We start from the raw sequence: 20079 nt of genomic DNA on the forward strand, positions 1-20079 counted from the left end.
CGGCCCGGTCAGGGCTCGAACTTGTACCCGAGACCACGCACCGTGACCAGGTAGCGCGGGGCGCCCGGGTCCGGCTCGATCTTGGCGCGCAGCCGCTTCACGTGCACGTCGAGCGTCTTGGTGTCGCCGACGTAGCCGACGCCCCACACCCGGTCGATCAGCTGCATCCGGGTCAGCACCCGGCCGGCATTGCGCAGCAGCACTTCGAGCAGGTCGAACTCCTTGAGCGGGAGGTCGATCCGCCGACCCTCCACGGTGACCCGGTGTGCCTCCACGTCGAGCCGCACCGGCCCGGCCTCGATCGCCCGGGGCTCGTCGGTGGGTTCGCCGCCCTGGCGCCGCAGCACGGCGCGGATCCGGGCGATCAGCTCGCGCGTGGAATAGGGCTTGGTGACGTAGTCGTCGGCGCCGATCTCCAGGCCGACGACCTTGTCCACCTCGCTGTCCTTGGCCGTCACCATGATGACCGGCACATTGGACTTGGCCCTGAGCCCGCGGAACACCTCCGTGCCGGGCAGCCCGGGCAGCATCAGGTCGAGCAGCACCAGGTCGGCGCCGCCCTGGTCGAACAGCTCCAGGGCCTCGGGTCCGGTGGCGGCGACGGCCACCTCGAAGCCTTCCTTGCGAAGCATGTACGACAGCGCGTCGCTGAAGGACTCTTCATCTTCGACGACGAGCACACGGGTCATCGTGAAGCCTCCATGGATGGGGTCGACGATGTCATCGACATCGATTGAGAGGTACTGGACTTGAAGGGCAGCACCAGGGTGAAGGTGGATCCCACACCCTCCAGGCTGCGCACGGTTACCTCTCCCCCGTGGCCCGCCGCGATGTGCTTGACGATGGACAGACCCAAGCCGGTACCGCCGGTGGCCCGCGAACGGGCCGGATCGACGCGGTAGAACCGCTCGAAAATGCGATCCAGGTCGCGCTGGGGAATACCCAGCCCCTGGTCGGAAACGGTGATGACGGCCATGCGTGCCTCGGCTCTGACCTCGATGTCGACCCTCGTCCGTGCGGGACTGTAATTGACCGCGTTCTCGACGAGGTTGCCCAGTGCCATCACCAGTTGATTGTGGTCCCCCGGCACGATCAGCTCGCGATCCCCGCCGATCGCCAGCGTGATCTGCTTGGATTCGGCGGCCTGGCGGCAGCGGTCGGCGGCCTCGGCCACCAACTCGTCCAGCGGCACCGGCCCCACGTGATGCAGCGGATGGTCGTTCTGCACCCGGGACAGGTCGATCAGCTCCTGCACCAGATTGGTCAGCCGGGCCGACTCGATCTGCATGCGCCCCGCGAAGCGGATGATCGCCTCGGGGTCGTCGCTGGCGTCCATGACCGCCTCGGCCAGCAACGACAGCGCACCGACCGGGGTCTTGAGCTCATGGCTCACGTTGGCCACGAAGTCGCGGCGCACCGCGTCCACCCGGCGGGCCTCGGTACGGTCCTCGACCAGCAGCAGCACCAGCCGCGAGCCCAGCGGCGCGACCCGGGCGGACACCTCGAACTCGTGCGCCTCGCCGTCGGCGCGGGCCAACAACAGGTCCCGCTGCCTTATCTCGCCGTCGCGTCTGGTCTCCTTCGCCATCGCGAGCAGATCGTCGGGCACCAGTTGGTCACCGCGGACCAGGCCGAACTTGTAGGCGGCCGAACTCGCCTTCACGACGGTGTCGAACTCGTCCAGGACCACCGCCGAGGAGCGCAGCACGGACAACACCGTGGCCACTCCGGGCGGCAGCGACGGGCCCGTGGCGGGCGCCACGGCCGTGCCTCTGCCCTGGGCGCGCTCACTCCAGCGGAAGGCCAGGGTGCCGGCGACACCCACGGCCAATCCGGATACAGCGGCCAAAGCGGCAGCAGCAACGTTCACGTCCACATGTTCCAGGGTAGAGCTGCTCCGAACGGGTGAAACCGTCCAGAGGGTCCGTCGTGCAGATCTTCATGTGTCGTTCATCCGTGCGCCACGCCTGTCACCGGTGATCGTTCGGAGGTCGTCATGTCCGACCCGCAGACCCCGCCCCAGCCGCAGGCGCCCACGCCGGGCTGCAACTGCCCGGCAAGCTGCGGCTGTGGATGTAAGTCCGGTTCCGCATGCAATTGTGGGGGCAGTTGCGGTCGCTGAACCGGCGCTCGGGCCCACAGCCCGGCGCGTGCGGGGCGCCCGACCCCTTCCGTGACAGGTGGGCGCCCCGCGCGAAGCCGATCGAATGTTCACCCGATGTTCGGGTCTACTTGCGACCCTGGTTCTTGACCGCCTCGATCGCGGCCGCGGCCGCCTCGGGGTCGAGGTAGCGCCCGCCCGGGGTGAGCGGACGCAGGTTCGCGTCCAGCTCGTACAGCAGCGGGATGCCGGTGGGGATGTTCAGGCCCGCGATGTCGGCGTCCGAGATCTTGTCCAGGTGCTTGACCAGCGCGCGCAGCGAGTTGCCGTGCGCGGCGACCAGCACGGTGTCGCCGCCGAGCAGGTCCGGCACGATCGCGTCGTACCAGTACGGGAGCATGCGCTCGACGACGTCCTTGAGGCACTCGGTGCGCGGTCGGATCTCCTCCGGCAGCGACGCGTACCGGCGGTCGGCGAACTGCGAGTACTCGTCGTCGTCCGCGAGCGGCGGCGGCGGCGTGTCGTAGGAGCGGCGCCAGAGCATGAACTGCTCCTCGCCGAACTCCTCCAGGGTCTGCTTCTTGTCCTTGCCCTGGAGCGCGCCGTAGTGCCGCTCGTTGAGCCGCCACGAGCGACGCACGGGCAGCCAGTTCAGGTCGGCCACGTCCAGTGCGAGCTGGGCGGTGCGGATCGCGCGGCGCTGGAGCGAGGTGTGCAGGACGTCCGGCAGCACGCCCGCGTCGAGCAGCAGCTGCCCGCCGCGCGCGGCCTCCTTCTCACCCTTGTCGGTCAGGTCGACATCGACCCAGCCGGTGAAAAGTCCGGCTTCGTTCCACTTGCTTTCGCCATGCCGCAGAAGGATCAGTTTGTAGAGAGCATCAGCCATGCCCAGGAGCCTAATCGAGGCGATCGGGCCGCCGGCACGGCGTCTATTCGCGGTTCTCCGGGGCGGCGAAGCGGGCGAAGGCTTCCAGGTTCTTCAGGGATTCGCCGCGTTCGACCCGCCAGTCCCATTCGCGCCGGATCGAGGTCGCGAAGCCGATCTCCAGGAGGGTGTTGAAGCTGTCGTCGGCGGCCTGGAGCACGACGCCCAGGATCCGGTCCACCTCGTCGACGCTCACCGCGGCCAGCGGCAGCCGGCCGTTGAGGTAGACGTCGCCGAGCTTGTCGACGGCGAAGGCCACGCCGTACATCCGCACGTTGCGCTCCAGCAGCCAGCGGTAAAAGGCCGCGTGGTTCTCGTCCGCGTGCCGGATCACGAACGCGCTCACCGCCAGGGTGTGCGCGCCCACCGTGAGCGCGACCGCCGTCTTGAGCTTGCGGGTGCCCGGCAGCACCGCGACGAACGTGTTCGGCGCGGACTGCTCCCATTCGATGCCGGCGTCCTTCAGGGCCGTGCGGACGATCTCCGCGGCCCGGTCCTGTTCGGCTCCCACGACCCACCCCATTCGTCTCGACGCCTCGACGCTACTGCCCGCCCACGACCCGCCCACGCGGGGTCGCGCTGCGGGCCAGCGTGTCGGCGTAGACCTCGGCCATCGAGGCCGCCGCCGAGGACCACCCGAAGGCCGCCGCGTGTCGGACCGCGCCGCCGGAGTAGTCCTGGCGCAGTCGGGGGGCGCGGATCAGGTCGCGCAGGGCCAGGCCGTAGTCCACCGGATTGTGACCGCGCACCAGGGTGCCGGAGACGCCGTCGCGCACGGCGGTGGGCAGGCCGCCGACCGCCGCCGCGACCACGGGGGTTCCGCAGGCCTGGGCCTCGATGGCGACCAGGCCGAAGGACTCGTTGTAGGAGGGCACCACCGCGACGGTGGCCGCGCGGTACCAGTCGGCCAACACGTCCTGACGAACCGGTCGCTGGAACCGGACCACGTCGTGGATGCCCAGCGTCGCGGCCAGCTTGTGCAGGTGCTCGGGCGCCGCCATGCCGTTGCCGCTGGGCCCGCCGACCACCGCGACCACCAGCGAGTCGCGCAGCGCGGGATCCGCCTGCAGCAGGTGGGCGATCGCGTACAGGAGCACATCGGGGGCCTTGAGCGGCTGGATGCGACCGGCGAACAGGATCACCGTGGCGTCCACCGGCACCCCCAGCCGGCGGCGCGCGTCGGCCATGTCGCCGGGACGGAACGTCTCCAGGTCCACGCCGGGGTTGACCACCGCGACCTGCTCGGGCGCCGCGTCGTAGAGGTCGATCAGTTGATCGGCCTCCTCGATCGTGTTGGCCACCAGCCGGTCGGCCGCCTCGACCACCTGGGACTCGCCGATCACCCTGGCCCGGGGCTCGGGGGCGTCGCCGCCGGCCAGCGAGGCGTTCTTGACCTTGGCCATCGTGTGCATGGTGTGCACGAGCGGCACGCCCCAGCGTTCCTTGGCCAGCCAGCCGACCTGGCCGGAGAGCCAGTAGTGCGAGTGCACGAGGTCGTAGTGCCCGGGATCGCGCATCGCCTCGGTGCGCAGCACCCCCGAGGTGAACGCGCACAGCTGGGCCGGCAGGTCCTCCTTGGACAGGCCCTCGTACGGCCCGGCGGTGACGTGCCGGACCAGGACGCCCGGTGCCATCTCGACCACCGGCGGCAGGTCGCTGCCGGTGGCGCGGGTGAATATCTCCACCTCGATGCCGAGCGCGGCCAGCCGCTTGCTCAGTTCGACGATGTAGACGTTCATGCCCCCGGCATCGCCGGTGCCGGGTTGGTGCAGCGGGGAGGTGTGAACGCTCAGCGTCGCGATTCGACGAGGTGCCCCCCGGCGCGCTCCCAATGTGATCGCGCGCTGGACGTGGTGGCTCACTCGTTGACCTCCCAGGCCGGCCCCGTGTCATGTCGTCCGGTGTACAGAGCTACCACGTGTACACAGAGCTACCAGTTGTACAGAGCTACTACAGATCGTGGACCGCCCGTCCATGGTTCGCGGCCCAATTCAAGAACCAACCCATCGTGAGGGGAGGGGATTCCCCGGCGGAGTGTGATCCGGACCGCTCGCGGGGGCGTACGGAGGTGTTCCCCTACCCTGCGAGCATGGGTACGCGCGGCATGTCGGGAATCGGCACCCCGGGAGCGGGACTGCGGACCGCCGGCCGGACGCGGCCCAGCGGGGTGATCACCCGGGGCACCACCAATGCGAACCGGCTGCGCCGAGTGGACCGCTGGTTGACCGGGGTGCACGGGTCGCTGCTGCGCGGCGCGGTGGATCCGCTGGTGGTCGACGTCGGCTACGGCGCCTCGCCGGTGACCACGCTCGAGTTGCTCCGCCGGCTGCGTACGGTGCGCGCCGACGTCGAGGTGATCGGGTTCGAGATCGATCCGGAGCGGGTGGCCGCGGCGCTCCCCCACGCCCGGGACGGGCTGAGCTTCGCCCGCGGCGGCTTCGAGGTGCCGCTGCCGGCCGGCCGTTCGGCGACCGCGATCCGGGCGTTCAACGTGCTCCGGCAGTACGACGAGGACGCGGTGCCGGCGGCCTGGAGCCGGATGTGTGCCCGGTTGGCCCCGGAGGGGGTGCTCGTCGAGGGCACGTGCGACGAGTTGGGCCGGCGCGCGGTCTGGCTGGGCATCGGGGCGGACGCGCGCCCGCGCACGGTCACCTTCGCCACCCGGTTGGCCGGCTTCGGGCGTCCGTCCGAGTTGGCCGAGCGACTGCCCAAGGCGTTGATCCACCGCAACGTGCCGGGCGAGCCGGTGCACGCGTTCCTGGCCGCGTTCGACCGGGCCTGGGATCTGCACGCGCCGCTGGCCGCGTTCGGGGCCCGGCAGCGCTGGCTCGCGGCGACCGAGACGCTGGCCCGGGACTGGCCGGTGTGCGACGGGCCGGCGCGTCGGCGGCAGGGCGAGGTGACCGTGGCGTGGTCGGCGGTGGCGCCGCGAGGCACCGACATATCAGCCGGCGCCGTTGATACATTCCGGTGACTCGTGTCCGATCCGGAACGGCACATGAAATCTTGAGCACACCGCGTTCACTTGACCGCGGTTCGGCTCGGCGTGTCGTCCGTGAATAGCTGGATTCGTCCGTTCCGATAACCGGACGATCACGAATTCTCCTCTGCCCATCGTCGCCGGAACATGCAAGGATCCGACGCTGAGTCGGTGCTCGGTAACTGCCTTTCCGAGAGCACCGGTTCCGGTTCGAATCGACGTCGTCGGATGGAATCGGCCCGTACGTCGCAGGCGAGCATCGAGTTCCGAAAGGGCGAAAGCATGGTGAAACTCGGGGGCCGGATCGGCCTGCGAACCCGGGCTGTGACCAGCTGCGGCGTGGCGCTGTTGTGCGCGGCCCTGTTCGGCGGCAACGCGTGGGCGGACCCGGGTGTCCCGCCCGTGCCGCCGCCCGCGAACACCGCGATCACGTCGGTGCAGGACCTGCTGGCCGCCCAGGCCCGGGTGCAGGAGTTGTACCGCCAGGCCGAGCAGGCCACCGAGCGCTTCAACGCCACCACCGAACAGCTCGGCCGCACGCAGGTCAAGGTCAACGACGTGAACGCGGGCGTGGTGTGGGCCCGGCAGAACGTCGAGAAGGCCAAGGAAGACCTCGGCCGGCTGGCCCGGTTGCAGTACACCACCCGCGGGATGGACCCGCTGCTCACCCTGATGTTGTCGTCGGATCCGCAGGGCTTCCTGCGCGACGCGCCGGCGTACGAGCACATCTCGCAGACCCAGTTGGACACCATCACCCGGGCCAAGCAGGCCGAACTCCAGCTCACCGCGATGCAGAAGAGCGCGGACACCCAGCTCGCCGAGAGCCGTCGGCTGGAGCAGGAGGCCGCCGCCTCGCGGGCCGACATCCAGGCCCGGATCGCCGAGGCCGAGAAGATACTCGCGGGTCTGACCCCCGAGCAGCTCACCGAACTGGCCCGGATGGAGGCGCTGTCCGCGGAGGCCGGCCAGGCCCAGCTGAACACCCTGATCGGCAAGCCGGACCAACAGACCACCCCCAAGGCCGCGTTGGCCATCGCGTTCGCGATCGACAAGATCGGCAAGCCCTACATCTGGGGCGGCGTGGGGCCCGTGGGCTACGACTGTTCCGGTCTGACGTCGAAGGCGTGGGCGTTCGCGGGGGTGCCGATCCGGCGCACCTCCCAGGAGCAGTGGGCGTCGTTGCCGCGCGTACCGGTCGCCGACATGCGCCCGGGCGACCTGATCGTCTACTACTCCGACGCCAGCCACATCGGCATGTACCTGGGCAACGGGAAGATGGTGCACGCGCCGCGACCGGGCCGCACGATCACCGTGGCCAATGCCGGCTCGATGCCGATCCTCGGCGTGGTGCGTCCCGATGCGGGCGCGGGCACGGTGAACGCCCCGGCGATCCCCAACGTCCCGGCTCCGCCGCCGAGCAAGCCGCCGACCAAGCCGCCGGTCACCCCGCCGGTGACGACACCGCCGGTCACGCCGCCGGTGACCACTCCGCCGGTCACCCCGCCGCCGAGCTCCGAGCCGCCCACGACGCCGCCGCCGAGTTCGAAGCCGCCCACGTCGACGCCGCCGTCGACCGGTGCGCCGAGCACCTCGACGTCGGGCTCCCCGTCGGGCAGCGCCAAGGCGACCGCGACCGGCACCTGACGGGATCCGGACATGCGGGTGGGCCGGGCCTTCGGGTCCGGCCCGCCCGCATGTCCGGGCCTGGGCCGGTCCGGCACGTCTTGGTGGGGCCGCGCCGCCCGACCCGGCCTACAGCGCCGCGACCGCCTGCTCGAACGCGACGTACGCGCGCGCCTCGAACAGCACGAAGCGCGCCTCGGTCACCCCGGACGGCGTCGCGTGCACGGTCTCGACCGCGATCCGGGCCGCATCCTCCAGCGGCCAGCCGTACGCGCCCGCGGAGATCGCCGGGAACGCCGCCGAGGTCGCGCCGAGCTCGTCCGCCACCCGCAGCGCCTCGCGGTAGCAGGACGCCAGCAGCGCGGACCGGTCCTCGGCGTGGCTGTACACCGGGCCCACCGTGTGCACGACCCACCGCGCCGGGAGCAGGCCCGCGGTGGTGGCCACCGCCGCGCCCGTCTTCAGGCCGCGCCCCGGTTTCGCCGCCCGCAGCGCCCGGCACTCGGCCAGGATCTCCGGACCGCCCCTGCGGTGGATCGCGCCGTCGACACCGCCGCCGCCCATCAGGGACGAATTCGCGGCGTTCACGATCACGTCCACGTGCTGCTCGGTGATGTCTCCGCGAACCAGCGTTATCGGTGTCATGGGCACCAGCCTGCCGGCCCGGACGTGGCGCTCCCCCTCCGATAGCCGGCACAGTGGCCGGATGTCCGTGGCCCGAGGAGAAGGGGACCTACCCGCGGAGCTGCTCGATCGTGTGGACGCACTGTGCGAGTGGATGGCCGCGGTACGCACCCACGCACACGGCGACCTGCGCGGTCGGGTGTCGCCGTCCCAGTTGCGGGCCCTGCTCGTGATCGCCGACCACGACGGCATCAACCTGAACATGTTGGCCGCCCGGCTACGGGCCATCCCGTCCTCGGCGAGCCGGTTGTGCAACCGTTTGGAGGATGCCGGCCTGCTGGTGCGCGAGCTGAGCGCGACCGACCGCCGGGAAGTGGTACTGCGGCTGGCGCCCGACGGGATGGGCTTCGTGGAGGAGCTGCGATCGGCTCGACGACAGGCCCTGGCCCAAGTCTTGATACACCTGGAGGCGGACGAGCTCGACTCGCTCGTGCAATCCCTCGCGGTATTGCGCGACGCGGCGGAACGGGCCGGCGGCCGGGATTGAGTCTGGCGCGCCTCGTACAGCCTACGGTTACCCGCTTGCACCCGGCCGCGCTATCGTCCTTTTTCGATTGCCGAACGACAACGATTCGTACGGCGACATCAATCCCGGAGGTGGTGGCGTGCGCCCCGCGTACGGCGGCGACGGCGGAGCGGTCGAACGGACCGACTACCGCGCGGTACCGATGCCCGCCTCCTCGGCGTCGGACCCGGTCGCCGCGCATCCGCTGCGCGTCCTGCTCATTGAGGACGACGCGGGGGACGCCTTCCTCGTCGAGGAACTGCTCGCCGACTCGCCGGATCCGATGGACATCGTCTGGGCCAGGTCGATGGCCGAGGCCATGGTCAAGCTCGGCGAGGACATCGGCTGTGTCCTGCTGGACCTGGGCCTGCCGGACGCCGAGGGGCTCAACGGGCTGCATCGGCTGCTGCTGTTCGCGCCGCGGACCGCGGTGATCGTGCTCACCGGTCTGTCCGACGCGCACCGCGGCTCGGCCGCGGTGGCCGCCGGCGCCCAGGACTACCTGGTCAAGCAGGAGATCGACGGCTCGTTGTTGTCCCGGGCGATCCGCTACGCCCTGGAGCGCAAACGGGCCGACGAGTCGCAGCGCCGGCTGGTGGAGTCGGAACTGCGCGCGCAGGAGAACGCGCGTCTGGAGCGCGGGCTGCTGCCCGCCCCGATCCTGCGCGACCCGTCGCTGGACTTCCGCGCGCGCTACCGGCCCGGTCGACAGCGCGCGCTGCTCGGCGGGGACCTGTACGACGCGGTACAGACCGCCGACGGGCGTGTGCACGTGATGATCGGCGACGTCTGCGGCCACGGCCCGGACGAGGCCGCGCTCGGGGTCAACCTGCGGATCGCCTGGCGCTCGCTGATCTTCGCCGGTCTCACCGGCGGCGAGTTGCTCACCACGTTGGAGCGGATCTTCGAGCACGAGCGGCGCTCGGACGAGATGTTCGCCACATTGTGCATGACCATCATCGAGCCCGACCGGCGGCGCGGCCGGGTCTACCTCGCGGGTCATCCGGCCCCGCTCCTGCTCACGCCCAAGGGCATCGCACCGCTGTCCGAGGGCGCCACCGGCCCGGCACTGGGCCTGTTCCCGGACGGCCGGTGGAGCCACGAGTCGATGGAGCTGGGCACGGACTGGTCGCTGCTCCTGTACACCGACGGATTGATCGAGGGACGGATCGGCCCGGGCCCGGAGCGGCTGGGCACCGACGGCCTGTTGCCGCTGATCGGCCGGCTCCTGGCGGCCGGGCTTTCCGGCTACGACCTGATCGATTCGGCGGTCGCCGCGGTGGAAGACCTGCACGGGGGCAGTCTCAACGACGACGTGGCGGTATTGCTGCTGCGGCACGACCCGGATCGCCCGTTGCACGGCGTGCAGGGCGGACATCCGGTGTTGCCGGGCCAGACGACGGGTGAGGACGGTACGGCGTGAGGAAGGACCGGACGCGGGAGCGACGGGGTGGACCCCGCATGCGCCAGGTCGTCGGCCTGGGGCTGGGGCTGCTCGCGCTGGTGATCGTGATCTCCGCGGTGGTCGGCGCGCTGGCGATATCCAGGCTGAACGACTCGCGGCGCACCGTGCTCGACCGGCTGGAACCGGCCGCCAACGCGGCGCTGCGGCTGGAGAACGCGCTGATCGACCAGGAGACCGGCGTCCGGGGCTGGATCATCAGCGGCGACCCGAGCTTCCGCGAGCCGTACGCGCAGGGCCGGGTCGAGGAGGAGCGGGCGTACACGAGCCTGGAGCGGTTGTTGCCGGATTCGGCGGAGGGCGACCGGCTGCGGGCCGACCTGGCCGAGGTCGGCAACCGGGCGCGGACCTGGCGCGCGGCCTATGCGGAACCCGCGCTCGCCGAACGGGCGTCCGCGAGCGCGGTGCCCGATCAGGGCAAGCAGATGTTCGACGCGGTGCGTGCGGCGACCGCGACCCAGCAGGCCGACCTGGACGACGAGCGGGCCCGCGCCCGGGACGAACTCACAAGCAACGCGACCATGTTGACCGCGACGCTGAGCGCGGTGGCCGCGCTGTTCGCCGCGCTGGTCCTGCTGATAGCGCTGCTGTTCCGACGCATGGTCACCCGCCCGCTGGAACATCTGGGCGAGCAGGTCCGCCAGGTCACCGAGGGCCGATACAGCCAGGTGTTGACCGGTCGAGGGCCGGCCGAGATCACCGCGCTCGCCCACGACGTGAACTCGATGCGCGACCGGATCGTCGAGGAGTTGCACAGCACCGAGGCGGCCCGGGTGTTGATCGACGAGCAGGCCGAGGACCTGCGCCGGTCCAACGCCGAGTTGGAGCAGTTCGCCTACGTGGCCTCGCACGACCTGCAGGAGCCGTTGCGCAAGGTCGCCAGCTTCTGCCAGCTTCTGGAGAAGCGGTACAAGGGCCAACTGGACGAGCGAGCCGACCAGTACATCGCGTTCGCGGTGGACGGCGCCAAACGCATGCAGACGCTGATCAACGACCTGCTCGCGTTCTCCCGGGTGGGCCGGTTGGACACCGAGAAGGGCGACGTCGACCTGAACGGGTGCCTGGACCACGCGCTGCACGCGCTGGCCGTCGCACGCGAGGAGAGCGGCGCGCAGATCACCGCCGACCCGCTGCCCACGGTGCCGGGCGACGGGGTGCTGCTGGGCCAGTTGGTGCAGAACCTGGTCGGCAACGCGATCAAGTTCCACGCCCAGGAGGTACCGCGCGTACATCTGGGGGCCCGTTGGGACGGCGACCAGTGGGAGTTCTCCTGCGTCGACAACGGCATCGGGATCGAACCGCAATACGCCGACCGGATCTTCGTGATCTTCCAGCGGTTGCACCCCAAGGACGCCTACGGCGGCACCGGCATCGGCCTGGCGATGTGCAAGAAGATCGTGGAGTACCACGGCGGCCGGATCTGGCTGGACGCCGAGGGCACCCGCGGCACCACGATTCGCTGGACCCTGCCCGGCCCACCGCCCACCGAACTGCCGGAACCGCGCGCATCCGCACCGACCGCCACACCGGCGGTCGGGTCGGAGTCCGCGCCGGATCCGGAACCGAAGACGTCCGAGCCGCAGTCCCAGGGACCGGCGGAAGAAGAAGCGGTACGAGGGAGCAACGCATGACCCAACCCGTCGCAGGAGCCATCGAGGTCCTGTTGGTCGAGGACGACCCGGGCGATGTGCTGATGACGCGCGAGGCGTTCGAGGACAACAAGGTGCGCAACTCGCTTCACGTGGTCAGCGACGGGGTCGAGGCGGTGGCATTCCTGCGGCGCGAGGGCGAGTTCGCCGACGCGCCGCGCCCCGACCTGATCCTGTTGGACCTCAATCTGCCGCGCAAGGACGGCCGGGAGGTATTGGAGGAGATCAAGGCGGACGAGGATCTGCGCCGGATCCCGGTGGTCGTGCTGACCACGTCCGAGGCCGAGGAGGACGTGCTGCGCAGCTACCACCTGCACGCGAACGCCTACGTCACCAAGCCGGTGGACTTCGAGCAGTTCATCAACGTGGTGCGGCACATCGACGAGTTCTTCGTCTCGGTGGTCAAGCTGCCCACGCGCTGAGTGCGGCGGGGGCGGTCACCAGGGGCCGTACGGCCCCATGTTGTTGCGACCGCCGCCGCGACCGCCGGCGACCTCCTTGAGGGCGGGCCGCACGTCGACGAGGTAGACGATGGCCGCGACCAGGCCGGCGAGCATGAGCATCAGGCCCAGGCCGGTGGGCAGCACGTCGACCACGACCGCGACGCCCAACAGGATCAGCCAGAAGGACTTCTTCTTCTTGTCCGCGGCGCGGTACGCGTCCTCGCGCCGGAAGGCGGCGTCGAACAGGCAGAACACCTTGAGCAGCAGAATGCCGAGGAAGAGCCACGTCAACACCTGGTCGAACTTGGCCGTCAGCAGACCATCGGCCATGGCCAGTTCCATCGATCCTCCTCTGCGCGGCCGCCCCGTGCCGCCACGTCGTGCGGGATTCCAGTCTGGCATGCCCGATGCCGCCTCGGGGGTTGCCGAGGCGGCATCGGGTGGATGGCGTGCCGAGGGTCAGGCGTTCGAGCCGGTGGGCTTGGAGTTCGAATCGCCGACCTTGCGGGCGGCCTGCTCGACCGCCTCCGCCGCCGCGTCCGCGGCCTTGCCGGCGGCGGTGGCCGCGGACTTGGCCTGGGTCCTGGCATTGGTGACGCCGCGCTTGGCCGCGGTCGTGGTCGCCTTGGCCTTGCTCTCGGTCGTGCGCACGGCCGTCTTGGCCTGCTTGGTGCTCTCCTGCCGGTCGACCCGCTTGACCAGCTTCTCGCCGCGTGCCGCGAGGTCCTCGTAGAGCTCCTTGGCCCGGTCCACCTGGGACTTGGCGAAGGTCTGGGTGCGGTCGGGGAGCGTCTGGAGACGCTCGCGCAGCACCTTCGGGTCGGTGGTGACCTCGGTCCGGAAGCGCTCGGGCAGCTCCCGCAGCTTCTCCACCACCAGGTCGCCGGCGCCGGCGACGGCGTACAGCGGAGTGCTGTCGGTCAGGGTCTTCTTCAGTTCCGTGGCAATTGCCATGGTGTTCCTCACTCCTCGGGATCCAGGTGGTCGGTTACGGCCCGGCCGGCCTTGCCGTTCTCGGTTCCGTCGGCGGCGCCCCGCTCGTCCCGCACGGCGCCGTCCTGCGCGTTCTCCTTGCGGAATGCCTCGTAGATCTCGATGAGGACCCGCTTCTGGCGGTCGTTGATCGCCGGATCGGCCATGATCGCGGTGCGCACCTCACGGTCACCCTCCTCGCGTTCGTCGAGGATGCCCGCCTGCACGTAGAGCGTCTCGGCCGAGATGCGCAGTGCCTTGGCGATCTGCTGCAGGATCTCCGCGCTCGGCCGCCGCAGACCGCGCTCGATCTGGCTCAGATAGGGGTTCGAGACCCCCGCCGCCTCGGCGAGTTGCCGAAGCGAATACTGCGCGTTGCGGCGCTGCTCCCGGATGTACTCACCCAGCGAGCCGACGTTCAGACCAGCCATGGCTCCAGCATGCACACACCGTGCTTGCTATTGCAAGCACCCTGCTTGCAGTCGCATGCACACGGGTGAACGGAGCGGCGGGACAGGGGCGGGAGCGCCCGAACGGGACGGGGTCGGGGCCGGCGATCGCGGAAGGGCGCGGGGGTGGACGATCGCGGCGGCGCGCTCGGGGCGAGTGGCCGGGGCGGTCAGCGACCCGACAGCAGGTCCTCCACCTTCGCCTCGCCCTCGCGATAGCGACGGGTGATCTCGGCGGCGCAGTCGTCGGCGGTGCGCTGGAGGCGGTGCCGGCGCGAGGACACCTCCTGTTCGTGGGTGCCGAGCTTGTCCAGCGCCTCGCCCAGTTCCGCGTCGGTGTGCGCGGCGAGGTCGGACAGGCCCACGTCGGCGAGCAGTTGCTCGATCCAGCTGCGGTAACGATCGGTGCGCGGCGGCTGGACGTTGACGTGCCGCGCGCCGCGGGTGGGCGGTCTGGACTCGGACAGGATCTCGGGCAGCCGGCCCACCACCGGCGAGGTCGGCTCGGCGCCGTCCCGGCCGGATCGCCGGGCCAGTTCGGCACGCAGGATGTCGATCCGCCCCTGGAGCAGCCTCCGCAGATAGGACAGATCGTTCTCCTCGCGCTGAGCGTCACGCATGAGTTCGCGAACCCGACTCAGCGTGAGGGCGCGGATGGCCTCCGGGGCCACTCCGTCGGGAAGATCCACCATGAGACGCATCGTGTCATGTCGGGCAGACCGTCGCGTGCCAGATGCCGCGGAATCGGTCCGGACGGGTGTGCAGAATGGGCCCATGCGTGCCGTCCTGCAGGTCGTGACCGAAGCATCCGTGACCGTCGAGGGGGAGGTGGTCGGCTCGATCGTGGGCCCCGGGCTGTGCGTCCTGGTCGGCGTGACGCACACCGACACTCCCGAGATCGCCCGCCGGCTGGCCGCCAAGCTGTGGAGCCTGCGCGTCCTGGACGGTGAGAAGTCCTGCTCGGACCTGTCCGCCCCGCTGCTGGTGATCAGCCAGTTCACCCTCTATGGCGACGCCCGCAAGGGTCGGCGGCCGACCTGGAACGAGGCCGCCCCGGGCCCGGTCGCCGAACCGCTGGTGGCCGAGGTGGTCGCGGCGCTGCGCGCGCTCGGGGCCGATGTGGCCACCGGGGTGTTCGGCGCCGACATGAAGGTCGCACTCGTCAACGACGGCCCGATGACCCTCGTCGTGGACATGTGACCTCGGCCGTGGGTGCGGGGCCGGGTCCGGGATTCACCGGTTCCGGGGGTTCTCCCCATGTTCCGCGGCGGAACGGGGAAGGAGAATGGGCGTCGGGTACACCGACCGAAGGGGTTGGACCATGTCGCACCGCGGGCCGTACATCGCGGCCGGGATCGTCGTCGCCATCATCGCGCTGATCGTGCTGCCCTCGTGGATCGCCTGGACCATCGTGGCGGTCGCGATCGGCCTTCCGGTCGTCGCCTACTTCGCCCTGGACCGCTCGCAGCGGCGGCGCCTGCACCGCATCCGCCGCCGCGAGATCCGCTAGGGCCCGGGGCCCGCGGGCCCCGGGGTCACGCCGGGACCACGACCTCCTGGGTCGCCGGCACGCCGCCGGCCAGGAGTTCGGCGTCCACCGCGGTGTTGCGCTTGATCAGCGCCAGCGCGATCGGGCCGAGTTCGTGGTGGCGCACCGCGCTGGTGACGAAGCCGACCTGACGGCCCGCGAGTTCGACCGGCGCGCCGTGCTCGGGCAGTGCCTCCGGGGTGCCGTCCAGGTGCAGGAAGACCAGCCGGCGCGGCGGCCGACCCAGGTTGTGCACGCGCGCGACCGTCTCCTGCCCCCGGTAGCAGCCCTTGTCCAGGTGCACCGCGGTGTCGATCAGGCCCAGCTCGTGCACGATCGTGCGGTGGTCGGTCTCCAGGCCCAGCCGAGGCCGGTACGCGGCGATCCGCAGCGCCTCGTAGGCCCACATGCCGGCCGGGTGCGCGTGCTCGCGCCCGTACCGCTCCAGCCGCTCGCGCGGCAGGAACAACTCGCGCCCGTACCCGGTCTCCCGCACCAGCACGTCCTCGGGTGTGTCGCCGCCGTCACCCGCCTCGTGCACGATCGCGAAGTCGGCGGACACGTCCGCGACCTCGACCCGCAGCATGAAGCGCATGCGGTCCAGGAACTCGACCAGGGCCGGCGCCTCGCCGGGCTCCAGATGGGCCCAGAACGCCTCGCCGTCGTCCACGCCGTACAGCGCGTGTTCGATGTGCCCGTGCGGACTCAGCACGAGCGTCATCGTCGCCACGTGCGGCTTCAGGTCGGTCAGGTGCTGTGTGGTGAGCGAGTGCAGCCAGCTCAGCCGGTCCGGGCCGCTCACCTTGATCACGTCGTGGTGCGAGAGGTCGACGAAACCCTCGCCCGCTTCCAGCCGACGTTGTTCGCGCAGGGGATCGCCGTAGTGCGCGGCGACGCCGGCGTCGGGGGCTTCCGCGGCGACCGCGCCGGGCAGGGACAACAATGGGCTCGTGGGCATGTCCCCACAGTACGAGACCGGCCCGGCCGACACCGTCGCCGCGGTCTCAGCGAACCCGGGCGGCGGTGCAGTCGGCACAACGACCGAAGATCGCGAAGTGCGCGAGGTCGATGTCGAAGCCGTGCTCGGCCCGCAGCCGCTCGCCCATCGCGGCGGCCACCTCGGTGCCCACCTCGATCACCCGCCGACAGTCCCGGCAGACCAGGTGCAGATGGCCGCCGACGTCGGCCGGGTGGTAGGTCGGCGCACCGTGGCCCAGGTGGGTGTGCGTGACCAGGTCGAGTTGTTCGAGCAGTTCGAGGGTGCGGTAGACGGTCGAGATGTTGATCCCGCCGGCGGTCTTGTGCACCTCCACCAGGATCTCGTCCGGGGTCGCGTGGCCCAGGGTGTTCACCGCTTCGAGGACGAGTTGGCGCTGCGGCGTGAGCCGGTAGCCCTTCTCCCGAAGTTCGTGCTTCCAGTCAGTGCTCACGCACGGAAGTCTACGAGCGCGAACCGGTCCCCGGGCCACGCGTCGCGGCCGGGTCCGGTGCGGTGCCGTGCGGCGCTATTCGGCCGCGAGGTCCGCGTCGACGCGCTTGAGTTGGGCGGAGACGTGGGCCTGCAGCGGCCGGCCCATCGCGGCCATGTCGTACGCGTACATCAACTCGCCCTTGACCAGGCCGTACAGCCGGTGTCCCGCGGTGTACTCCTTCGCGTCCTCGGTGCGCGCGACCACGTCGGTACGCATCTCCAGCCGCGGACCGTCCACCTTGCCCAGCCAGATCTCCACGATCCCGGTGGGGTGGGCGAGGGTCACGTCGATCGAGCCGTCCAGCTTCGAACGCCAGAAGCCGGTCTCGGTCGCGAGCGGACGCACCCGCTCGCCCGCGTCGTCGAGCAGCCAGGTGCGCGAGGTGTAGGTGAGGAACGGCTTGTTCGCGATGTAGCCGAAGGTGACCTGCTGGCCGAAGCGGAACGCCTCGATGGTCGGGTAGTCGCCGACACCGGCGCCTTCCCAGGTGCCGAGCAGGAACGCGAGCGGGACGGCGTCGAAGTGCAGGTCGTCCGGGATTTCGATCATGGTGGGGCGGCCGCTTCCGGGGTCGGGTACGGCGGGTCAGCCTACCGGGCCCGCGCTCAGTTCTGGCCCTTGTACAGCTTGGACACGGTCAGCGCGGCGAACCACGCGACGAGGACGCCGACCACGGCCAGCAGCGCAATGAAGAAGATGTGCATCGCCCGGGTGCTCCTCGTGCTCTGTACGGGTGGGCCAGTCGACCTGGCCGGGTGCCAAACGGCCTCAGTGTATAGGCTGCGGGCCGTGAAGCGATCTCTCGTGGTCAAGGTCACCGCAGGTCAGGACGCGCCGGAGCGCTGCTCCCAGGCGTTCACGGTGGCGTCGGTGGCACTCGCCTCCGGGGTGGACGTGTCGCTGTGGCTCACCGGCGAGTCCTCCTGGTTCGCGCTGCCCGGGCGGGCCGCCGAGTTCGAACTGCCGCATGCCGCACCGCTGCCGGACCTGCTCGACGCGCTGATCGCGGGCGGCCGGGTGACCCTGTGCACGCAGTGTGCGGCGCGGCGCGAGATCACCGGCGACGACGTGCTGCCCGGCATCCGGATCGCCGGCGCCCAGGTGTTCGTCCAGGAAGCGCTCGCGGACGACGCCCAGGCGCTGGTGTACTGACCGGCCGCCCGCACGGGTCCGGGATCAGTGGCTGATCCCGGAGATGTTCAGGCCGATCACGCCGAGCAGGACCAGGCCGATCGAGATCAGCTTGAGCGGCGACGCGCCCTCGTTCAGGAGCCAGATGCCCACGAGCGCGGTGCCCGCCGCGCCGATTCCGGTCCACACCGCGTACGCGGGGCCGACCTCCAGCGTCTTGAGCGCATAGGTGAGCAGCCCGAAGCTGCCCAGTGCGCACGTGGCGAAGCCGATCGTGGGCCACAACCGGGTGAATCCGTGGCTCTGCTTGAGCATGATGGCGAAGCCGGTCTCCAGGATCCCCGCGATGATCACGATCACCCATGCCACGTGTTGCCTCCCGGCGTCGCGCGTTGCCTTCGGTGCCCCCGCACTCCGAACGGATCTGCCCCCCGGCAGATCCACCGAAGATACGGAAACCTTTCTGCCCGTGCGACCCGGGGCACACACCAAACGACTCCACCCCTCCCCCGAGCACGTGGGGAGGGGTGGAGCCGTTTTTCCGCCGATCGGGTCGCGGGGTCCGAGGGTGTACGTCCGAAGGAGACCCGCCCCGTCGGGGTCAGACCGCGATCTCGACCTCGGCGACGGTGCCCTTCTCGGACACCACGACGCTGCGGTCCACGGTTGCGCCGGGAACGAGCGCCCGCACGGTCCAGTTGCCCGGCGCCGCGAAGAACCGGAACTGGCCGGTCGCGGACGTGGGCACCTCGGCGGTGAAGTCGCCGCCCGCGTCGAGCAGGCGCACGTAGCCGTTGATCGGCTGCCCGCCCTTGGTCACCGCCCCCTGGATGATGGTTTCCTTCGCCACGTCAACTCCTGCCAGATCCGGGCCGCCGGCCTTCGCACCGCACATCGTTCTTGCTCCCTGAAGTCGGGTAGGTGGTGTAGCCGTCGGTCACTTGCCGTCGCCGAGCTCGATCGGCACGCCCACCAGCGCGCCGTACTCGGTCCACGAGCCGTCGTAGTTGCGGACGTTGCCCTGCTCCAGCAGCTCGTGCAGGACGAACCACGTGTGCGCGGAGCGCTCGCCGATCCGGCAGTAGGCGATGGTGTCCTTCGCCAGGTCCACACCCTCGCCCTCGTACAGCGCGGTGAGTTCCTCGTTGGTCTTGAAGGTGCCGTCGTCGTTGGCGGCCTTCGACCACGGGATGTTCTTCGCGGTCGGCACGTGGCCGGCCTTCTGCGACTGCTCCTGGGGCAGGTGCGCCGGGGCGAGCAGCTTGCCGGAGAACTCGTCGGGCGAACGCACGTCGACCAGGTTCAGCGTGCCGATCGCGGCGAGCACGTCGTCGCGCCAGGCGCGGATCGACTTGTCCTGCTCCTTGGCCACGTAGTTCGTCGCGGCGCGCTCGGGCACCTCGACGACCAGCTCGCGCGAGTCGAGCTCCCACTTCTTGCGACCGCCGTCGAGCAGCTTGACGTCGCCGTGGCCGTAGAGCTTGAAGTACCAGTAGGCGTAGGACGCGAACCAGTTGTTGTTGCCGCCGTAGAGCACGACGGTGTCGTCGTTGGAGATGCCCTTGGCCGACAGCAGCGCGGAGAAGCCGGCCTCGTCGACGAAGTCGCGCTTGACCGGGTCCTGCAGGTCGTCGCGCCAGTCGATGCGCACCGCACCGCGGATGTGGTTCTTGACGTAGGCGCTGGTGTCCTCGTCGACCTCGACGAGCACGACCTTCGGGTCGTCCAGGTGGGCCTGGACCCAGTCGGCGTCTACCAGAACGTCGGAGCGGCTCATGGGGATACCTCCGGTGCAGAAGTGCGCGGGATTGCCGCGGATGTGGCGATACGCGGTCTCGGGGTACACCCGGGCAGGCCGCGGCGCCGCGGCAGGCGGGGGTGTGGGTGTGTCCGTGGTTGCTACGCGGGGGCCGGGTGCCCGATCCACCGCGTCGTCACACGGTTCGGGTCCCGGGTCCGACGGCCGGTCGCGATTCGCCTCGGGCGCATCGCCGATCAACGACTGTCGGCAAGTCAGTCAGCGCAACACAGGCAGGTCTGCGTGCGGCACAGGTCCACTGCGCGCCGCTTGGTGAGGTCATCCGCCTGTCGCTTCACACCATCGATCGTAGGGAGGGTAGGCCTTCCGTGTCATGCATGGCCCAGGATGTGAGAC

The 20079-nt window shown here is 70.4% G+C and carries 26 protein-coding genes; 9 read left to right on the forward strand and 17 right to left on the reverse strand.

Annotated features, from left to right (window positions below):
* Positions 1-8: 8 nt before the first annotated feature.
* The 5 genes from ACIBM5_RS21275 to mshA form a co-directional block, all read right to left on the reverse strand.
* On the reverse strand, positions 9-689 hold the full coding sequence (locus ACIBM5_RS21275) for a response regulator transcription factor (protein ID WP_020552235.1): 681 nt from the start codon (positions 687-689) through the stop codon (positions 9-11).
* Positions 686-1876 (reverse strand): sensor histidine kinase, encoded by a 1191-nt coding sequence (locus tag ACIBM5_RS21280; RefSeq protein ID WP_391588171.1) that lies wholly within the window; start codon positions 1874-1876, stop codon positions 686-688. The genes ACIBM5_RS21275 and ACIBM5_RS21280 overlap by 4 nt, the downstream gene beginning before the upstream one ends.
* Positions 1877-2228: 352 nt before the next feature.
* Positions 2229-2987, reverse strand: coding sequence for a phosphoglyceromutase (locus ACIBM5_RS21285; protein WP_396008289.1), 759 nt, complete (start codon positions 2985-2987; stop codon positions 2229-2231).
* Positions 2988-3030: 43 nt separating this feature from the next.
* Positions 3031-3549 carry a YbjN domain-containing protein gene (locus tag ACIBM5_RS21290; RefSeq protein ID WP_396008290.1) on the reverse strand — a complete coding sequence of 173 codons (519 nt, stop codon included), beginning with the start codon at positions 3547-3549 and terminating at the stop codon, positions 3031-3033.
* 19 nt (positions 3550-3568) lie between these two features.
* On the reverse strand, positions 3569-4888 hold the full coding sequence (mshA, locus tag ACIBM5_RS21295) for a D-inositol-3-phosphate glycosyltransferase (protein ID WP_396008291.1): 1320 nt from the start codon (positions 4886-4888) through the stop codon (positions 3569-3571).
* Between the two features lie 242 nt (positions 4889-5130).
* Here mshA and ACIBM5_RS21300 point away from each other — a divergent pair, with 242 nt between their 5' ends.
* Positions 5131-6000 (forward strand): class I SAM-dependent methyltransferase, encoded by an 870-nt coding sequence (locus ACIBM5_RS21300; RefSeq protein ID WP_396008360.1) that lies wholly within the window; start codon positions 5131-5133, stop codon positions 5998-6000.
* Positions 6001-6288: 288 nt separating this feature from the next.
* Positions 6289-7650 (forward strand): NlpC/P60 family protein, encoded by a 1362-nt coding sequence (locus tag ACIBM5_RS21305; protein WP_396008292.1) that lies wholly within the window; start codon positions 6289-6291, stop codon positions 7648-7650.
* 108 nt (positions 7651-7758) lie between these two features.
* Here ACIBM5_RS21305 and ACIBM5_RS21310 read toward each other — a convergent pair whose 3' ends face one another.
* Positions 7759-8274, reverse strand: a complete 516-nt coding sequence (locus tag ACIBM5_RS21310) for an O-acetyl-ADP-ribose deacetylase (RefSeq protein ID WP_396008293.1) — start codon at positions 8272-8274, stop codon at positions 7759-7761.
* A 61-nt stretch (positions 8275-8335) separates the two neighbouring features.
* Between ACIBM5_RS21310 and ACIBM5_RS21315 the strand changes: the two genes are divergently transcribed.
* From ACIBM5_RS21315 to ACIBM5_RS21330, 4 genes are all read left to right on the forward strand, one after another.
* Positions 8336-8800: a MarR family winged helix-turn-helix transcriptional regulator gene (locus ACIBM5_RS21315; RefSeq protein WP_396008294.1), complete on the forward strand. Its 465-nt coding sequence runs from the start codon at positions 8336-8338 to the stop codon at positions 8798-8800.
* Positions 8801-8867: 67 nt separating this feature from the next.
* Positions 8868-10241, forward strand: a complete 1374-nt coding sequence (locus ACIBM5_RS21320; RefSeq protein ID WP_396008295.1) for a PP2C family protein-serine/threonine phosphatase — start codon at positions 8868-8870, stop codon at positions 10239-10241.
* Between the two features lie 38 nt (positions 10242-10279).
* Entirely contained in the window at positions 10280-11911 is a 1632-nt protein-coding gene (locus ACIBM5_RS21325; protein WP_396008296.1) for an ATP-binding protein, read from the forward strand.
* Positions 11908-12351: a response regulator gene (locus ACIBM5_RS21330; protein WP_396008297.1), complete on the forward strand. Its 444-nt coding sequence runs from the start codon at positions 11908-11910 to the stop codon at positions 12349-12351. The genes ACIBM5_RS21325 and ACIBM5_RS21330 overlap by 4 nt, the downstream gene beginning before the upstream one ends.
* A gap of 15 nt (positions 12352-12366) precedes the next feature.
* Here ACIBM5_RS21330 and ACIBM5_RS21335 read toward each other — a convergent pair whose 3' ends face one another.
* From ACIBM5_RS21335 to ACIBM5_RS21350, 4 genes are all read right to left on the reverse strand, one after another.
* Entirely contained in the window at positions 12367-12690 is a 324-nt protein-coding gene (locus ACIBM5_RS21335) for a DUF2516 family protein (protein WP_391588277.1), read from the reverse strand.
* Positions 12691-12831: 141 nt separating this feature from the next.
* Entirely contained in the window at positions 12832-13326 is a 495-nt protein-coding gene (locus ACIBM5_RS21340) for a hypothetical protein (RefSeq protein ID WP_391588160.1), read from the reverse strand.
* Positions 13327-13334: 8 nt separating this feature from the next.
* A complete protein-coding gene (locus ACIBM5_RS21345) occupies positions 13335-13775 on the reverse strand; it encodes a helix-turn-helix domain-containing protein (RefSeq protein ID WP_391588159.1) in 441 nt (146 codons plus the stop codon).
* Positions 13776-13963: 188 nt separating this feature from the next.
* A complete protein-coding gene (locus tag ACIBM5_RS21350; RefSeq protein WP_360319312.1) occupies positions 13964-14485 on the reverse strand; it encodes an ABC transporter substrate-binding protein in 522 nt (173 codons plus the stop codon).
* Positions 14486-14567: 82 nt separating this feature from the next.
* Here ACIBM5_RS21350 and dtd point away from each other — a divergent pair, with 82 nt between their 5' ends.
* Together dtd and ACIBM5_RS21360 are read left to right on the forward strand one after the other, a co-directional pair.
* Positions 14568-14993: a D-aminoacyl-tRNA deacylase gene (gene dtd / locus ACIBM5_RS21355; protein ID WP_360319310.1), complete on the forward strand. Its 426-nt coding sequence runs from the start codon at positions 14568-14570 to the stop codon at positions 14991-14993.
* A gap of 121 nt (positions 14994-15114) precedes the next feature.
* Entirely contained in the window at positions 15115-15303 is a 189-nt protein-coding gene (locus ACIBM5_RS21360; protein ID WP_355533999.1) for a hypothetical protein, read from the forward strand.
* 25 nt (positions 15304-15328) lie between these two features.
* Here the strand turns inward: ACIBM5_RS21360 and ACIBM5_RS21365 are convergent, their stop codons facing one another.
* The 3 genes from ACIBM5_RS21365 to ACIBM5_RS21375 form a co-directional block, all read right to left on the reverse strand.
* On the reverse strand, positions 15329-16279 hold the full coding sequence (locus ACIBM5_RS21365; protein WP_396008298.1) for a YgfZ/GcvT domain-containing protein: 951 nt from the start codon (positions 16277-16279) through the stop codon (positions 15329-15331).
* 46 nt (positions 16280-16325) lie between these two features.
* Complete coding sequence (locus ACIBM5_RS21370) at positions 16326-16751, reverse strand: Fur family transcriptional regulator (protein WP_391588156.1); 426 nt, start codon at positions 16749-16751, stop codon at positions 16326-16328.
* 75 nt (positions 16752-16826) lie between these two features.
* Positions 16827-17342, reverse strand: coding sequence for an FABP family protein (locus tag ACIBM5_RS21375; protein WP_396008299.1), 516 nt, complete (start codon positions 17340-17342; stop codon positions 16827-16829).
* A 240-nt stretch (positions 17343-17582) separates the two neighbouring features.
* On the opposite strand from ACIBM5_RS21375, the gene ACIBM5_RS21380 reads away from it, so the two are divergent.
* Complete coding sequence (locus ACIBM5_RS21380) at positions 17583-17945, forward strand: DsrE family protein (RefSeq protein WP_020552257.1); 363 nt, start codon at positions 17583-17585, stop codon at positions 17943-17945.
* Between the two features lie 24 nt (positions 17946-17969).
* On the opposite strand, the gene ACIBM5_RS21385 is transcribed toward ACIBM5_RS21380, so the two are convergent.
* From ACIBM5_RS21385 to ACIBM5_RS21400, 4 genes are all read right to left on the reverse strand, one after another.
* Positions 17970-18293: a DMT family transporter gene (locus ACIBM5_RS21385; protein ID WP_391588154.1), complete on the reverse strand. Its 324-nt coding sequence runs from the start codon at positions 18291-18293 to the stop codon at positions 17970-17972.
* A gap of 232 nt (positions 18294-18525) precedes the next feature.
* Complete coding sequence (locus ACIBM5_RS21390) at positions 18526-18819, reverse strand: DUF1416 domain-containing protein (protein WP_020552259.1); 294 nt, start codon at positions 18817-18819, stop codon at positions 18526-18528.
* Positions 18820-18861: 42 nt separating this feature from the next.
* Complete coding sequence (locus ACIBM5_RS21395; RefSeq protein ID WP_391588153.1) at positions 18862-19701, reverse strand: sulfurtransferase; 840 nt, start codon at positions 19699-19701, stop codon at positions 18862-18864.
* 236 nt (positions 19702-19937) lie between these two features.
* A complete protein-coding gene (locus ACIBM5_RS21400) occupies positions 19938-20021 on the reverse strand; it encodes a putative leader peptide (protein WP_360319360.1) in 84 nt (27 codons plus the stop codon).
* Positions 20022-20079: the final 58 nt, after the last annotated feature.

Origin of the sequence: Embleya sp. NPDC050493 (genome assembly GCF_044458105.1) — a bacterium.
Taxonomy (GTDB): domain Bacteria; phylum Actinomycetota; class Actinomycetes; order Streptomycetales; family Streptomycetaceae; genus Embleya.

Bases quoted from the DNA above. Each gene is read 5' to 3' on its own strand.
- ACIBM5_RS21275 (WP_020552235.1), bottom strand. From the start codon at position 689: ATGACCCGTGTGCTCGTCGTCGAAGATGAAGAGTCCTTCAGCGACGCG.
- ACIBM5_RS21285 (WP_396008289.1), bottom strand. From the start codon at position 2,987: ATGGCTGATGCTCTCTACAAACTGATCCTTCTGCGGCATGGCGAAAGC.
- ACIBM5_RS21290 (WP_396008290.1), bottom strand. From the start codon at position 3,549: ATGGGGTGGGTCGTGGGAGCCGAACAGGACCGGGCCGCGGAGATCGTC.
- ACIBM5_RS21300 (WP_396008360.1), top strand. From the start codon at position 5,131: ATGTCGGGAATCGGCACCCCGGGAGCGGGACTGCGGACCGCCGGCCGG.
- ACIBM5_RS21305 (WP_396008292.1), top strand. From the start codon at position 6,289: ATGGTGAAACTCGGGGGCCGGATCGGCCTGCGAACCCGGGCTGTGACC.
- ACIBM5_RS21310 (WP_396008293.1), bottom strand. From the start codon at position 8,274: ATGACACCGATAACGCTGGTTCGCGGAGACATCACCGAGCAGCACGTG.
- ACIBM5_RS21315 (WP_396008294.1), top strand. From the start codon at position 8,336: ATGTCCGTGGCCCGAGGAGAAGGGGACCTACCCGCGGAGCTGCTCGAT.
- ACIBM5_RS21325 (WP_396008296.1), top strand. From the start codon at position 10,280: ATGCGCCAGGTCGTCGGCCTGGGGCTGGGGCTGCTCGCGCTGGTGATC.
- ACIBM5_RS21330 (WP_396008297.1), top strand. From the start codon at position 11,908: ATGACCCAACCCGTCGCAGGAGCCATCGAGGTCCTGTTGGTCGAGGAC.
- ACIBM5_RS21340 (WP_391588160.1), bottom strand. From the start codon at position 13,326: ATGGCAATTGCCACGGAACTGAAGAAGACCCTGACCGACAGCACTCCG.
- ACIBM5_RS21345 (WP_391588159.1), bottom strand. From the start codon at position 13,775: ATGGCTGGTCTGAACGTCGGCTCGCTGGGTGAGTACATCCGGGAGCAG.
- ACIBM5_RS21350 (WP_360319312.1), bottom strand. From the start codon at position 14,485: ATGGTGGATCTTCCCGACGGAGTGGCCCCGGAGGCCATCCGCGCCCTC.
- dtd (WP_360319310.1), top strand. From the start codon at position 14,568: ATGCGTGCCGTCCTGCAGGTCGTGACCGAAGCATCCGTGACCGTCGAG.
- ACIBM5_RS21360 (WP_355533999.1), top strand. From the start codon at position 15,115: ATGTCGCACCGCGGGCCGTACATCGCGGCCGGGATCGTCGTCGCCATC.
- ACIBM5_RS21365 (WP_396008298.1), bottom strand. From the start codon at position 16,279: ATGCCCACGAGCCCATTGTTGTCCCTGCCCGGCGCGGTCGCCGCGGAA.
- ACIBM5_RS21375 (WP_396008299.1), bottom strand. From the start codon at position 17,342: ATGATCGAAATCCCGGACGACCTGCACTTCGACGCCGTCCCGCTCGCG.
- ACIBM5_RS21390 (WP_020552259.1), bottom strand. From the start codon at position 18,819: ATGTGCGGTGCGAAGGCCGGCGGCCCGGATCTGGCAGGAGTTGACGTG.
- ACIBM5_RS21395 (WP_391588153.1), bottom strand. From the start codon at position 19,701: ATGAGCCGCTCCGACGTTCTGGTAGACGCCGACTGGGTCCAGGCCCAC.